This is a genomic window from Shewanella sp. A22 (genome assembly GCF_053850585.1).
In genome coordinates this window covers 1-14,835 of sequence record NZ_JBSQBN010000113.1, presented here as the reverse complement: position 1 = coordinate 14,835, position 14,835 = coordinate 1, and the positions used below count along the sequence as shown (strand labels likewise).

Sequence of the window (14,835 nt, the reverse complement as noted above, 5' to 3'; positions counted from 1 at the left end):
AGATGCTGGAGGTAGAGTAACGCAGGAGCTTGTTACCGAGGATCACTATTCGCTTCAATCATCTGCCTTGCCTACAGCACTTTGAACTCCCGCTGAAAGATCACATATTTAATAGGATTGGTATAATGACTATTCAGAGGCATCAACAGGTTGAAAGCTCACCTTTTGCAATGAAAATGCACCGCGAATATCACCTAGGCTAAAGTTGATCGCTTTATCATTCGGATACATTTTATTAATCAATGCGCTTACTTCTGGTTCAATATTTTTTCCATGGCAACCTAAACATAGCTGTTGAGTTGGTATGGCTTTCATATATCTAAACTGGGTTTTGCCGTTTTCAACAATATACTTACTGGCTATTATTGGCTTATCTGCAGGTTGCTGACCTGATGCATTAAGCTGATCAAATTGTTGTAATTGGCTTAACTCCCATTTATCTGGGGCATTTTGTGGATTACGCATGCGTAAACTGGTTCGCTTGAGTGTCCAGCCCTCTTTTGCGTTCTCGGCTGCAATGGCTGGTGCGACCGAATGACATACCGTCACAGCATGAGTTAACCCACCTTGCTTAATAGCGGCTTGTAGTTGATCTTTTAATGCTTGGCTAAATGCGCCAATGCGTTGATTGGCCTGTTGCTCAAGCGCTTGTTGTTCAGTTAACGGTTCGGCATGACAAATACCGCTAGTTATGGCTGCAACTACGAATAATGCACTGATTCTGCCCTTATTAAATACTGTTTTATTTTGTGTAGTTATTAACTTCATTATTCGTCATCCTCTTCTTCAAGTCGGGTTATTCCCATTAACTTCAGGGCATATTTCTCGTACATCGGTTCACTACTGCCGGTTTTCATTTTCAATAAAAAGTATTTTTCGAAGCCTATTTTTGCCAAATGAGCCCATTTGCCTTTTTTAAACCAAGACACATTCCTTGGTGCTATTTGCGGCATTGCCACAAACACGGCACCTGTGTCACCCATGTCAGCAATACAAATAGCATTCCAAGTTCCTTTACTTTTAGGTGGCGCATTTTCAACAATAATGCTGTGTAGGTTATGAGCAACGGCCGTCATCATAGATTCAATCATATAACCGGTTTTAGGCATTCCTGTTGCTACTGGAGTCGTTTCCGCCGGTGGAATAGCAACACAAACCCCTCCTGCAAAAATATTGTTAAATGTGGGCGATCTTTGATGCTCATCCGTTATGACAAACCCTTTTGCGTTACAGAGGCCGTCGACATTGGCTACGGCATCAATACCAGCAAAAGGTGGAATTAACATTGCGTGGTTAAAGGGTAAGGAGTGTGAAAAATCAACATTGCCTTTTCTATCGATTTCAGAAATATGCATGGTGGTCTGTTCGACATAGTCGACACTGGCGTTACATATCCATTTGATATCTCGTTGACGCAGTTCGGATTCAAGCATTGATTTTGAATCACCTACCCCACCTAAACCTAAATGGCCGATGTAGGGTTCACTCGTGACAAAATGAATAGGAACTTTGTTTCTGATCCCGGCATCACGTAATACTTTGTCTAATATAAATGCATATTCATACGCTGGGCCAAAACAGCTGGCGCCTTGGAATGCTCCCACGATAACGGGACCTGGGTTGGCTAGCAGTTTATCAACATCAACTTTGCAGGTTAATGCATGCTCTAACGTACAAATTGACTGGGTAAAATGTTCAGGCCCCGAACCTGGTATGGTGTTAAACGCCAATTTTGGCCCGGTTGCCACAACTAAATAATCATAGCTAATGACTTCATTTTCTGCGGTGATCAGGTGGTTTTTTTCTGCGTCAATTTGGCTAACACGAGCACATTTGAAGTCGATATCTTTTTTCGAAAAATGCTCCGCGATTGGAATTGATATTGCGTCTGGCTCTCGCCACCCCACGGCAATCCACGGGTTAGATGGCACAAAGCGAAAGTTATCATGCTCATTTACCATCAACACCTGATGTTCTTTACCTAATATATCCTTAATTTCATAGGCTGCAGGCATGCCACCTGTTCCTGCACCAAGCACAACAATCTTAGCCATTGTATATTCTCCCCATTAATATCTCCGTCGACTCAATACGGTCGTGAGACATATAACAAGATCAATACAAAGCTTGTGCCAGATCACACTAAAATGCTTTAATTGCATATAATCAGCAGCTTAAAATATATTGCAGTTTGTACAATGTGCATGCTAGGTTATCAAGTGACAAATATGGCATTACTGTGACATTAATTGCGTTAATTATGTCATTCTATAAGCTATCACCTGGATGTGTATATTAAGTGAGAATGATAAATGAATAACACCACCGTTGTGCAATCAATGATAAACGCGATTGATAAACCAGCCATATTCATTACCCCAGATTATGTTATCCATGCTGTTAATCAAGCCTATTTAGAAACCTATGACACCAATGTCATATTGGGTACAAGTCGCTGCCACCAAGTGTCTCACCATAGCGATGAACCCTGTGATAAGCATGGTGAAGAATGTCCTTTACAACAATGTCAAAGCACTACAAGAGCGGCCAATGCGGTGCATATTCATAGCACTGTGCACGGTAAGTCATATTGCGATATTTTAATGAAACCCATTAAAGATAACGTTGGTAATGTATTGGGTTTTTTAGAGATTTTAGATGCGATTGATTATGCATCGACAGAGTCAAAAAAAGGCACGATGGTGGGTCAGTCTGTACCCTTTAAGCAAATGCTCAATAGGATTAATCGCGCGTCTCAATCTACAATTTCTGTGCTGCTTCAAGGTGAAACAGGTGCCGGTAAAGAGTTAGTTGCCAAAGCGGTGCACCAAGCCAGTAGCCGAAAAGATAAGCCCTTCGTGGTGATTGAATGTACTGGGTTAAGTGAGAACCTATTTGAAAGTGAGCTATTTGGTTATGAAAAAGGCGCTTTTACAGGCGCAACGGCCAGCAAAAAAGGCCTGATTGAGATAGCTCATGGTGGCACCGTTTTTTTTGATGAGATTGGCGATGTGCCGATGAATATGCAAGTAAAATTGCTTAGATTATTAGAAACTCAATGCTATCGGGCTGTCGGTGGCTTAAAGCAAAAACGTTCGGACTTTAGGTTGGTCAGTGCAAGCCATAAAAACTTACTCGACTTGGTTGAAAAAGGTGAGTTTAGACGTGATTTATACTATCGCATCGCAGGTTTTCCCATTTACTTACCGTCGTTACGTGAGCGTCATGACGACATTCCTGGGCTGGTTAAACATTTTCTAAAGTATTCTGAGTACAAACATAAAAAATTTTCGATCAGCGCTTTAAATTTACTCAACCGTTATACTTTTCCTGGTAATATTCGCGAGTTAAAAAATATCATTGAACAATCGGCATTGATTGCCAATGAAGATATTATCCACAGCAGTGACTTACCCGAAAGCGTGCTACCGCAACACAGGTTAGCAGATGAAACCGTGGTAGCTAAAGCAGAACTGATGACTCTTGATGACATGGAGCGTATTTATCTTTCACAGGTATGCCAACAATATCAAGGTTCACCGGCTGAATTAGCGATCACACTTAATGTAAGTGTGCGTACTTTGTATCGCAAATTACAGCGCTATGGTTTAAAACTAAGCTAATTTTTTATGAGTCAACACTGACCACAACACATAAAAATGCCATGCGTTGTCATAACACCATTTTTATTACCGTTAACTTGGGGTAAAAGATGAAGGTATGCTAACCATCATCTAACACTCTCAAACTTATCATTTGTTTACTAAACAAGGCGAATTGACACGTCAATAGCGGGTCTACTGCAAGTTTTCTGGCATCACGCCATTAGCAAGACAAAGGACTGTTTGAGAGTCGTTTGTTATCCCTCATTCAGGTTTATCAATAATGCTGCATCATCGAATGCTTTTTATTGCCACAGCGTTTCATTGTCGTGGTTTCTGTGGTTAATTCAGGTCCTGACTCACAACACCGTTTGTGTGTCGCAGTTTCCGAACGGTTATGGCAGCCAGACTCGCCGTGGGCATGATCATGATTACAACAGCCACCATTGGCTTTTTTAGCAATATGATTCATTGACGGACGCCCCTGACTTGCCTCGGTAAATTCAACACAGTCGGCTAAATTAGCAGCAGCAAAATATTCTATTGCTGTGCGTCCATTTCTAGCATGAAATACGCTCAGTTGATGGCTTAATAATTTAGATAATAGTTGTTGGCCAATGTTGCGTACAATCACGCGATTGGCCCCATGTGCCAGTATTAAACTGACTAATTGCTGTTTTCCTTCACATCCTTCTGCTAACGCCGGATTGGCAAAGCGTCCGATCTCATGACCTTGATCGTTAATAATCAGGACACTGTCAGCGCGACTGAAGTGACTTGCAATATGTTCATCTTTCAAAGGTATGGCGGTAATCATTTTTTTTCCTCATGTGCATTTTGCATTAACAACGCTTTACCATTCGTTAAGCAGTCTATTAATTTAAAACGTGCAAGTTTTAGTACATTGGCTAATGTTTGACGCGACACGCCCATTTGAATAGCCGCTTGTTGTTGTTGCATTTTTAACAAGTCAACCAAACGCAGTGCTTCAAACTCGTCACTCTCCAATGAAATGTATTTAAGTTTGTCCAAAGGGATACCATTGGGTTTAAAACAATTTTTTGCAGGAGTCCCACAAATTGTTCGCTGAATCTTAGGTCTTGACATAATCAACTCACAATTTTAATTGGCATATGCTATTTATACGCTATTAATTGGCATATGCCAACTAAAAGTTGTATTTTGTGATCGATGCATTGTTTATCTAGATTTGATTTCTATATGAACCAATAACTAATACCAATCCTATTAAATATGTGATCTTTCAGCGGGAGTTCAAAGTGCTGTAGGCAAGGCTGGTGATTGAAGCGAATAGTGGTTCTCGGTAACAAGCTCCTGCGTTACTCTACCTCCAGCATCTGACCGCCATGGATGGTGGGAATGTGTTATTTTTTATGGAAAAAAATAGACCATGCAGCCGTATTTTGAAAGCATCTAACGAAGCATAAAGGACTTTAAAACCCGCCAGAATGGAGTCTCTCAGGTATTCCACTTCTGTGTTACATCGATTTAAAAGGCAACAACCATTTCTACATCAATGTGCCTTGAATTGAAAAACCTGAGAGACTCTGAACTGACCAGATATTTAATGGAATTGGTATAAAACGTGCTTGATATGTAGGAGGGAATTACAAATGTTATTGAATGTTAGGCAATTAACATTTTATTCCAGGTAAACATTTCCATTGGGTGGAGTATTGAGGAGTAAGGAGATCTCGGCGCATGGCCCACTTTTGCTGTATTCCCTGCGCAGCAAGAAACACGGTATCGCGTCCATATCGCTGGTTAATACCATCTAATGTATGCATTAAGTCATCATTAACTTTAGGGGGGCTGAATAAATCAAGCTGAAAATGCTTTTCGCTGGCTAAATCTACCAAACCCACACCGATTTTGTAATAACGCACACCTTGTTGAAACAGTTTTGGCGCAGCTTCTGTCATGGCTTTGGTCAGTTCAACGGTACAATGGGTTGGACATGGAAAATGTACAATCACTTTCTCGCTCATTGGCCGATTGTCATGGGGCGAATTACTGGCAAACAACAACATGGTTTTGCAATGTGTGCCTTGCTGGCGTGCTTTAAGTGCTGCTATGGCAATATGTTTACTTAATGCTTGTAGTAGTGATTCATAGTCGGTAATACGTTCACCAACACTGCGGGTAGAGAAGATTTGCTTTTTATCTGCCCTCGCCTGATCCCATTGTTTACAAATATGACCATTTAGTTCGCGAACCGTATGTTCAATATCAATGGAAAACTGTTTTCTCGCCAATCTGGGCGGCATAGAGGCAAGATCAAATGCACTGCGAATATTCATTAACTCGAGCTTTTTACTAATACGTTTGCCTATTCCCCATACGTCGCCAACAGCAAGCTGGCGTAAAATATCTGTGCGTTGCTGTGTGGTCGCTATTACGCAAACACCTTGGTATCCTTGGATATTTTTAGCAGCGTGATTGGCTACCTTAGCCAACGTTAAGGTTTCGCCTATGCCAACACAAACAGGTAAACGTGCTTCTTTCCATACCGCTCGGCGTATGAGTTGACCTTGGGTATATAAACATTTAATTGCGGGATAACTGTGTTTAAAAGACAGAAAACTTTCATCGATAGAGTACACATGTTGCTCGGGAGCAAAACGTCCTATTATTGCCATCATTTTTGTCGACAAATCGGCATAGAGCTCATAATTAGATGAGCAGACTATGACATTGCGCTGAGCGCATAACGCTTTTACCTGAAAATAAGGTAAAAACTTTTCAATACCGGCCAATTTTGCTTGTCTATTAGCCGCCACAATACAACCATCGTTGTTGCTCAATACAATAACAGGTTTACCACGCCAGTCAGGACGAAACACCTGTTCCGCACTGCAATAAAAAGCATTAGCATCGACTAAGGCAAACATTTTCACCTACATTTTTGGCTAATAAATAGTGGGCTTTGACGATGACAACGAATTGAGCGAGTGACAACGCCTTCGATACTAAAATCGTCATGATCACAGATAGTAATAGGCAAATGCAGCTCATTTGACGACACTAACATTCTGCGCGGCATATCGAGAATTTTACACACAAACTCACCATTAAAATTAGCCACTATGACGTCACCACTTTTAGCTGTTTCATACCGATCGACAATCAATAAATCACCATCAAATATTCCGACTCCTTGCATCGACTCTCCTTGAGCTAAGCCAATAAATGTCGAACTTGGATGTTGAACTAACATATCATCAAGACTTAACTTTAATTGGAGATACTCGGCGGCAGGCGACTCAAAACCGGTAATACCAGCTCTGGCCGCAATAGGAATTACGCGCATACAATCACCTCGCACATTTACATAATACTGTATAAATTAACAGTATATATTAGCGCTAAATTTTGTTGGCGCAAGTTTATTCACGGTAAACACGACAGGTTTCGATTATGGGTCGACTGTGGGAGCGTTTATCTGGCTGTAATGCCAATCTTATTAAATATCTGTTCACAGCGCAGGAACTTGTTACCGAGCATCACTCTTGGCTTCAATCACCTGTCGTGCCTACAGCACTTTGGACGTAGTTTGCTTTAATAGGCTCGAGTAATCTTTCGTGTTCAATGCTGTCTTCGATAAGGGCTGTAAGGGAGGAACGATGCAGTAAATGAGCTAACACGTGAATATGTTCCAGCTGAAACCACGTTTGAAAGCGGTTCGATTCACAAGTCGATATTGCTGAACGGTGATTAATATTCCTAATACATGCAAGTAATGACTTAATTGTTAATGAAATAATTTGTTCAAGGTCAAATTACAATGTGGATGATTAGTCTACACTAATGATCAGTATAAGAATTAACCTAATCGATGTACGCCATAAACCAATAGCAGTCTTTCTACTTTTGCTCGGGGTCTAGTATGACACTCGCAACATTTCATATCGACATGCACGATGACAACTGCTTACTGAATATCGCAGGTGATTGGCAATTGGGTCTAGCACCGCTAGGGGCAGATATTTGTACCGCCCTCCCCAAGGATTGCCGCTCTGTTACGTTAGTTACCACTGAATTGTTACAGTGGGACTCAAGTCTCGCCATTGCCTTATTACAATTATCTCTTTGGTGTGAAAAAGAAAAACTGTCGTTAAACCTACAAGATTCCCCTGAAAGTTTACAGCAACTCATGCAACTCTCTACTGATGTGGCCGTTTATCAAGCGACAAATGATGATGCCATTGGCGGAATATGGCTGACATTACGGCAAGGATTGATTAAACAAGGTTTACAGGTTCACGATGGACTCGTGTTTGTTGGCAATAGTACATTAGCACTGGGCCGTTGGTTAAGAGGAAATGCCAGAACTCGCCGCAGTGATATTGTATTTTTTATCGAACAGGCTGGTCCCAAAGGACTGGGTATTGTCACCTTAATTAGTCTGTTAGTGGGAATGATTTTGGCCTATTTAGGTTCGGTACAGCTACGCCAATTAGGTGCCCAAGTGTATGTGGCAAATTTAGTGGCTATCGGGATGGTTCGTGAAATGGGAGCCCTGATGACAGGCGTTATTATGGCAGGTAGAACTGGAGCGGCTTACGCTGCGCAATTAGGCACTATGCAAGTGAATGAAGAGATTGATGCATTGCGGGTAATGGGTATTTCTACTATGGAATTTTTAGTGTTACCACGTTTATTAGCATTAGTATTTATTATGCCGCTGATGTGTATTTACTCCGATGTGATCGGCATGCTCGGTGGCGCAATTGTGGCGAATGGGATGGGGGTAAGTTACACCCAATATATTTTGCAAACTCAGGTCGCGATAGATTGGGTGGATATCTCAACGGGATTAATAAAAAGCGTTGTTTTTGGTTTTTTAATTGCCATTGCAGGTTGCCAAGCTGGACTGCTTTGTGGTCGAGACTCTAACGCAGTGGGGGTTGCCACAACCAATGCAGTGGTTAGAGCAATAGTCTTTCTCGTGGTGTCTGACGCTGCGCTTAATATTTTGTACGATAAACTAGGGATCTAATCATGATTGATGATGCCTTTATCAGTGTTCGTAACCTTTCCGTTGGCTACGGTAGTACCGAGGTACAACGACAACTGAATTTCGAGATTAACAAGAATGATATCTTTTTTGTCATTGGTGGCAGTGGTTGCGGCAAAACGACCTTACTTAAGTCAATGGTGGGACTGTTACCGCCACTTAAAGGCGAAGTTCTTTATCAAGGTCACAATTTTTATGAAGCAGATGAAGATGCACAGGTAGCCATGCTGAAAGATTGGGGCATCACCTTTCAAACAGGGGCGTTATTCTCGAGTATGTCGCTTGCCGAAAACGTCGCATTGCCTCTGCAACTGTATACCGACCTTTCTGAACGACAGATTGAAGAAGCCGTTGCCTATAAACTCGCATTAGTTGGTTTAGCTGGGTTTGAGCAGTTTTATCCAGCGGAATTAAGTGGCGGTATGCACAAACGCGCAGGATTGGCACGAGCGATTGCACTTGATCCTCAACTGTTATTTTTTGATGAGCCATCAGCGGGCTTAGATCCCATTAGCTCCATGCGTTTAGATCAGTTAATCGTACAGATTTGCCAAGCATTAGACTCGACAGTGATCATTGTGTCTCACGAACTGCCCAGCATATTGTCAATCGGGACCCGATGTGTATTTTTGGATAACCAAACCAATACGATGCTCGACTGCGGTGATCCAAGAGAATTAAAACGTAACAGTAGCCAACCTAGAGTCCGTCAATTTCTCAACCGTGCTGAAAAGTTGGAGATAATATGAGTAAAAGCCAGCGACTTCCTCTTGCTATTGGGGCCTTTATATTGGGTGCCATTGTATTAGTATTTATTGCTCTGTTATTCTTTTCTGGAGGACGGATTTTTGCCGAAAAAGCGCCTGTAGTCATGTACTTCAACAACTCAGTACAGGGGCTTCAAGTGGGTGCGCCGGTCAAGTTAAAAGGGGTGATAATAGGTGAAATAAGTGATATTAATATCGATTTCCCTAATGATAATAGCCAAGGTGTTACTGCTGCTGTACATGCCGATTTACTGCTAAAACGTATCAATCTAAAAGGCACTCAAGTTGGCGAAGAGTTTTTTTCACACGCCATTGATAACGGTTTACGGGCCCAATTGAATTATCTCAGTTTATTAACGGGGTTACTTTATGTTGAGTTAGATTTCTATCCTGGTACATCGGCAATGTTTCATGATGAAAAAAACGCATTATTGGAATTGCCGACCATTGCTAATGATTTTGAATCGCTGTCAAAAGACTTACAGTCGTTGAACCTCAAAAGTTTAGTTTCCAATATTGATAATTTAGCGCAAAAGCTCAGTGACATTGCGGCCAGTGGTAAAATACAGCAAGCGTTAGATAATTTTGACCGTGCCGCAACAGCCGTAAAAAATACCGCCGTTAATATTGATAGAACACAAGCAACATTGGGTAAAAATAGTACAGAAGTACTGGCAAAACTCGAAAGTTTACTTGCACAGCTAAATAAAGATGAACCCAAGCTGGTTGCGTCACTCAATCACAGTTTGGCCGCATTACGCGATACTTTAGTCAATGTTAATCAACTGACAACTCAGACTGGTGATGTGCTCAATCCCAATTCACCATTATTAATTGAATTAACAAATACATTGGAAGAAATTCACCGGACCGCTCGGGCATTGCGCAGTTTAAGTGAAACCTTGGATGAGCAACCAGAAGCCATCATTCGTGGCAAGAAGACCATACCATCGGGAGAATAATGTTATGGAAAAATATGGAATGCGATCAGTTTATTGGGGGATTTTTTTCATTGTGCTTAGCCTCATTAGCGGCTGCCAAAGCTCACCAACTAAACAATACTTTGTACTAACAGCCATACCCTCTCAAATGCTGCCCAGCAGTACCCCATTGCAGCGTAATATTGGTCTAGGGCCTGTCGGCGTGGCTGAGTATCTTAATTTTACTCAAATGGTATATCAGCTTGAAGATGGTAGCTTGCAGAGAATAAGCAATAGTTATTGGGCTGAGCCATTAGAACAAGGTATTGGCCGCGTTATGGCCATTAACTTAAGCCAAAACGATCACCGTCGAAATATTGTACTGTTTCCGTGGCAAGCAATAAATAGTCCTCAATATAGTATAAAAATCAAGGTTATTACTCTCAATAAAGATAGCAAGGTTGCAAAGCTAAATGTTAATTGGCAGCTCATAAACAATCCTACAAAACAAATATTGGCAACACAAAATTTCATTGCGGTAACAAAGGCTGGCTCTACTGCTGCGGAGTTAGTCAAAGCATACAGTAATTTATTAGCTCAGTTAGCTAAGGATATTGACCACTCGCTACAGCAACTGCCAGATTAAATAACTCATTAGTGGACACAGCATTGAGGTGGTAAAAAATAAATAGAAACAAAAGCTAAATGGTGCTGCATTAAGCATTGGTTGCACAAAATAACACCTCTGGTTTATCAATCTTACATATCAATGCCCTTACGTTACATTTTGACCTAATATTATGTTGACTAAAATTTGCTAACAATTGAACAGTTGACTATTACTGTCACTCTTTCAATATAACCTGCAAATAATACCAATCCTATTAAATATGTGATCTTTCAGCGGGAGTTCAAAGTGCTGTAGGCAAGGCAGATGATTGAAGCGAATAGTGATTCTATTTTGAAAGCATCTAACGAAGCATAAAGGACTTTGAAATCCGCCAGAATGGAGCCTCTCAGGTACTCCACTTCTGTGTTACATCGATTTAAAAGGCAACAACCATTTCTACATCAATGTGCCTTGAATTGAAAAAACTGAGAGACTCTGAACTGACCAGATATTTAATGGGATTGGTATAACAACATAAGGAACACGATAACAATGAACAAATCCTTAATTGCGATTGGATTAACAGCGGCACTGCTAAACGGTTGTGGCGTGTCGGATATACATAACACAAAAGCGGCAACCGTCCGTTCATCTACGGCTAAAGCTGAGTTAGGTACTTTTGGGGTGGATTTAACCGCGCGCAATGAAGCCGTTAAACCAGGCGATGACTTCTTTATGTACGCAAGTGGTACTTGGTATGACAACTTTGTTATGCCTGCTGACAAAACTCGTTACGGTGCATTTAATGCTTTAGCTGAGCGAAGTGAAAATCAAGTTAAAGCCATTATCGACGATATTGCCAGTCGTACCGACTTAACGGCCGAAGAACAACTTATTGCTAATTTTTATCATGCCTATATTGATACCGACACCATTAATAAGTTAGGTATCACGCCAATTAAAGACACCTTAGAGCAAATTGCTGCGATTAGCACAACTCAAGATTTAACCAAAGTATTTGGTGAAGCATGGCTTACAGGCACATCATCACCCATTTGGGGTGGCATGTGGTTTAATCGTTTAGATCCAGATCAATATGAAATGACTATTGGTGCTGGTGGTTTAGGCCTACCAGATCGCTCGTATTACCTCGAAGACAGTGAGCGTTTCGTTAATATCCGTAAGGCTTATGTTGAGCATATCGCTAACATGCTCGCTTTTGCTGGTATAAACGACGGTGAAAAACGTGCTCAAAGCATTTTAGCTCTGGAAACAAAAATTGCACAGGCACAATGGCCAAGAGAAAAGCGCCGTGACCGTGATTTAACCTTAAACCAAATCAAACGAGAAGATCTTGCTCAGCAATATCCAGGATTTGATTGGGATCTCTATTTTGCACAAACAGGTTACCAAGTGCCGAAACTAAATATTTCGCAGCCAGAACCGGTTAAAGCAATGATAGGCTTAATTAACCAACAACCACTCACTGTGTGGCAGGACTATTTAACCTTCCACACCATTAGTAATAATGCAGGGTTATTGTCAGAAGATATTTTTAATACTCATTTTGCTTTTTTTGGCAAAGAACTTACTGGACAAGAGCAACCTCGTCCACGCTGGAAACGTGCCGTGGAAGAAATGTCAGGAACTCAATCTCTCGGTTTCGCTATTGGTAAAGTGTATGTGTCGCGTTATTTCCCTGAGTCGTCTAAGCAAAAGATGGCAGAGTTAGTTAAGAACCTGCGCACAGCATTAGGTCAACGCATTGATGGTTTAGATTGGATGGGCGCAGAAACCAAGGTCAATGCCCATGCTAAGTTAGCAGCATTTAATCCTAAAATTGGCTACCCTGATGTGTGGCAACAATTTGATGGCTTAACCCTCACTAAAAATGATTTAGTGGGTGATATTAAGAATCTACGCCAATACTTCCAAGCCGATAGCGTAGCAAAAGAGCTGGAAAAAACGGACCGTAATCGTTGGGGGATGACACCGCAAACGGTCAATGCCTATTACAACAGCTCGTTTAATGAAATTGTCTTTCCTGCTGCTATTTTGCAACCGCCCTTTTTTGACCCTAACGCCGATGCTGCGGTTAACTATGGCAGTATCGGTGCCGTAATTGGTCACGAAATGGGCCATGGTTTTGATGATCAAGGTTCTAAGTCAGACGCGAACGGCATTCAGCGTAACTGGTGGACAGATGAAGATCGTGCCGCATTTGATGCTAAAGCCGATAAGCTCGCTGCGCAATATAACCAATATGAACCTATTCCTGAAAACTTTGTTAACGGCCGCAACAGTCTCGGAGAAAACATTGGCGATGTTGGCGGTTTATCAATGGCATACCATGCTTACAAATTAAGCTTAAACGGTAAAGAAGCCCCGGTGATAGATGGCGTTACTGGCGATCAACGTTTCTTTTTAGCTTGGGCTCAAGTGTGGAAAGAAAAACGTACCGAACAAAGTATGTTAACTCAGTTACGTGCAGGCACTCATGCACCAGGTCGTTACCGTGCCCTCGCCCCGCGTAATCACGATGCTTGGTATAAAGCCTTTGATGTTAAGCCTGGTGATAAGTTGTATTTACCAGAAGATCAGCGCGTACGTATTTGGTAGCTTTAGTGCGTAAATAGCTGCAATAATGTGCCTTGATTGCAAAAAAGCATCCGACACAAAAATGCTCGTCAGTTAACTGACGGGCATTTTTATCACTATCTATGCCAACACCTAAAATAATATCAGCAACCTTGTGGGTAATAGCGAGTAAAGACCTAGACAAACATTCGGATTGATTAATCAGTTACTGCTAATATCGTATGAACACTTTTCAAGGAGATTAACAATTTTCTCTTGATAAATTTTTACCGTAGAGAAACTTTGTATTTTTATAAATAAGTCCGAAGCAGTTTTTTAGATACACTGGCCGTCCAGAGCCAGCTCACATATTCTTTTATAAAGAGTCTTCAACGGCCTCAAGTTCAGAGTTGAATTTAACTATTTTCAAGTAAGGCTGCGGACTCATTTATGGACAGAAACGTTTTAGATCATTGAGTCTAATTGACTTGACATAGATTAGGAAAAGTATCTTAACTTATCCGCAAGTTCTAATTCGCTCCGCCCCTTAGGGATCCTCACTAATTTAGTTGACCGAGTCACATAATTAAATCCTGCAGCATCTTAATAGCTGACTGCCAATGGGAATTTAACAACTTCAACTTCCTATCTTTGCATGCCCTCAAGCCACCGGATCGAGCAATACTTTGGTAATCGCTTAAGCAGATCTCAGATTAAATATAAAAATATCCATGACAATTAAATGTACATGGGTATTAAATTTATATTTTACAGTTCTTTATCAATAATGTTCGATTATTGGCAGTTGATTAACTCGATTGTTTTTAAAGTCACCTATTTCCTCACCCTCATCGCCGTCAAGCGTGGTATACGCCTGTACAAATAAATTAAGTGAAAAATCAAGTGATGAATTATCAGAATACAGTGGACTTGCATCACGATTAAGACTGGCAGGCACCACAGTCAATTGTGTTACATCATCCATATTCCAGCTTGTGCCATCTTCAAAAGTAATCGAAGCTAGACTGTAATCACTATTGCCATTATTAATAAAATAGCCTTCAACAGTGACTTGATCTTCTGTGCCATTGACTTTAAGAACTAAGTCATCTTCAAGCCGGGAAGCACTGACTTGTGAACTCAAGATTCCCGGACCAAAAGACAATACATCCGTATTAGTTGCCCCAGTGTCATATGTTGTGGTTGAATTAGCCGGACACTTCAATAAAGGAATATAATAATGCCATTATTGAGGTGAATATGACTAAACGAATAAATAAACAATATCCAGATGATTTTAAAAAAGAAGCTGTCGCTTTGG

13 protein-coding genes are annotated in these 14,835 nt (G+C 41.1%); 6 read left to right on the top strand and 7 right to left on the bottom strand.

From position 1 onward, the window contains the following. Positions 1-129: 129 nt before the first annotated feature. Complete coding sequence (locus ACWXWT_RS16550) at positions 130-768, bottom strand: Tll0287-like domain-containing protein (RefSeq protein WP_456042679.1); 639 nt, start codon at positions 766-768, stop codon at positions 130-132. Beyond that, positions 768-2,054, bottom strand: a complete 1,287-nt coding sequence (locus tag ACWXWT_RS16545) for an NAD(P)/FAD-dependent oxidoreductase (RefSeq protein WP_456042678.1) — start codon at positions 2,052-2,054, stop codon at positions 768-770. The genes ACWXWT_RS16550 and ACWXWT_RS16545 overlap by 1 nt, the downstream gene beginning before the upstream one ends. 258 nt (positions 2,055-2,312) lie before the next feature. On the opposite strand from ACWXWT_RS16545, the gene ACWXWT_RS16540 reads away from it, so the two are divergent. After that, the gene (locus ACWXWT_RS16540) at positions 2,313-3,623 is read left to right on the top strand and encodes a sigma-54 interaction domain-containing protein (protein WP_456042677.1); all 1,311 of its coding nucleotides are present in this window, start codon (positions 2,313-2,315) and stop codon (positions 3,621-3,623) included. Between the two features lie 256 nt (positions 3,624-3,879). On the opposite strand, the gene ACWXWT_RS16535 is transcribed toward ACWXWT_RS16540, so the two are convergent. The 4 genes from ACWXWT_RS16535 to ACWXWT_RS16520 form a co-directional block, all read right to left on the bottom strand. Further along, positions 3,880-4,419 carry a NifB/NifX family molybdenum-iron cluster-binding protein gene (locus ACWXWT_RS16535; protein ID WP_456042676.1) on the bottom strand — a complete coding sequence of 180 codons (540 nt, stop codon included), beginning with the start codon at positions 4,417-4,419 and terminating at the stop codon, positions 3,880-3,882. Next, entirely contained in the window at positions 4,416-4,709 is a 294-nt protein-coding gene (locus ACWXWT_RS16530) for a DUF134 domain-containing protein (RefSeq protein WP_456042675.1), read from the bottom strand. Before ACWXWT_RS16530 ends, ACWXWT_RS16535 begins: the two co-directional genes overlap by 4 nt. Positions 4,710-5,257: 548 nt before the next feature. Beyond that, on the bottom strand, positions 5,258-6,514 hold the full coding sequence (locus ACWXWT_RS16525; RefSeq protein WP_456042674.1) for a Y-family DNA polymerase: 1,257 nt from the start codon (positions 6,512-6,514) through the stop codon (positions 5,258-5,260). Positions 6,515-6,516: 2 nt separating this feature from the next. Beyond that, positions 6,517-6,933, bottom strand: a complete 417-nt coding sequence (locus ACWXWT_RS16520; protein WP_456042673.1) for a LexA family protein — start codon at positions 6,931-6,933, stop codon at positions 6,517-6,519. Positions 6,934-7,509: 576 nt separating this feature from the next. Here ACWXWT_RS16520 and ACWXWT_RS16515 point away from each other — a divergent pair. The 5 genes from ACWXWT_RS16515 (at position 7,510) to ACWXWT_RS16495 (ending at position 13,556) form a co-directional block, all read left to right on the top strand. After that, positions 7,510-8,622 (top strand): MlaE family ABC transporter permease, encoded by a 1,113-nt coding sequence (locus ACWXWT_RS16515; protein WP_456042672.1) that lies wholly within the window; start codon positions 7,510-7,512, stop codon positions 8,620-8,622. A 2-nt stretch (positions 8,623-8,624) separates the two neighbouring features. Continuing rightward, positions 8,625-9,389, top strand: a complete 765-nt coding sequence (locus tag ACWXWT_RS16510) for an ABC transporter ATP-binding protein (protein WP_456042671.1) — start codon at positions 8,625-8,627, stop codon at positions 9,387-9,389. Continuing rightward, on the top strand, positions 9,386-10,369 hold the full coding sequence (locus ACWXWT_RS16505) for an MlaD family protein (protein ID WP_456042670.1): 984 nt from the start codon (positions 9,386-9,388) through the stop codon (positions 10,367-10,369). The genes ACWXWT_RS16510 and ACWXWT_RS16505 overlap by 4 nt, the downstream gene beginning before the upstream one ends. A gap of 19 nt (positions 10,370-10,388) precedes the next feature. Next, positions 10,389-10,973 (top strand): PqiC family protein, encoded by a 585-nt coding sequence (locus ACWXWT_RS16500; RefSeq protein ID WP_456042669.1) that lies wholly within the window; start codon positions 10,389-10,391, stop codon positions 10,971-10,973. Between the two features lie 516 nt (positions 10,974-11,489). After that, a complete protein-coding gene (locus ACWXWT_RS16495; RefSeq protein ID WP_456042668.1) occupies positions 11,490-13,556 on the top strand; it encodes a M13 family metallopeptidase in 2,067 nt (688 codons plus the stop codon). 739 nt (positions 13,557-14,295) lie between these two features. Here ACWXWT_RS16495 and ACWXWT_RS16490 read toward each other — a convergent pair. Further along, the gene (locus ACWXWT_RS16490) at positions 14,296-14,658 is read right to left on the bottom strand and encodes a calcium-binding protein (RefSeq protein WP_456042667.1); all 363 of its coding nucleotides are present in this window, start codon (positions 14,656-14,658) and stop codon (positions 14,296-14,298) included. Between the last annotated feature and the right edge of the window lie 177 nt (positions 14,659-14,835).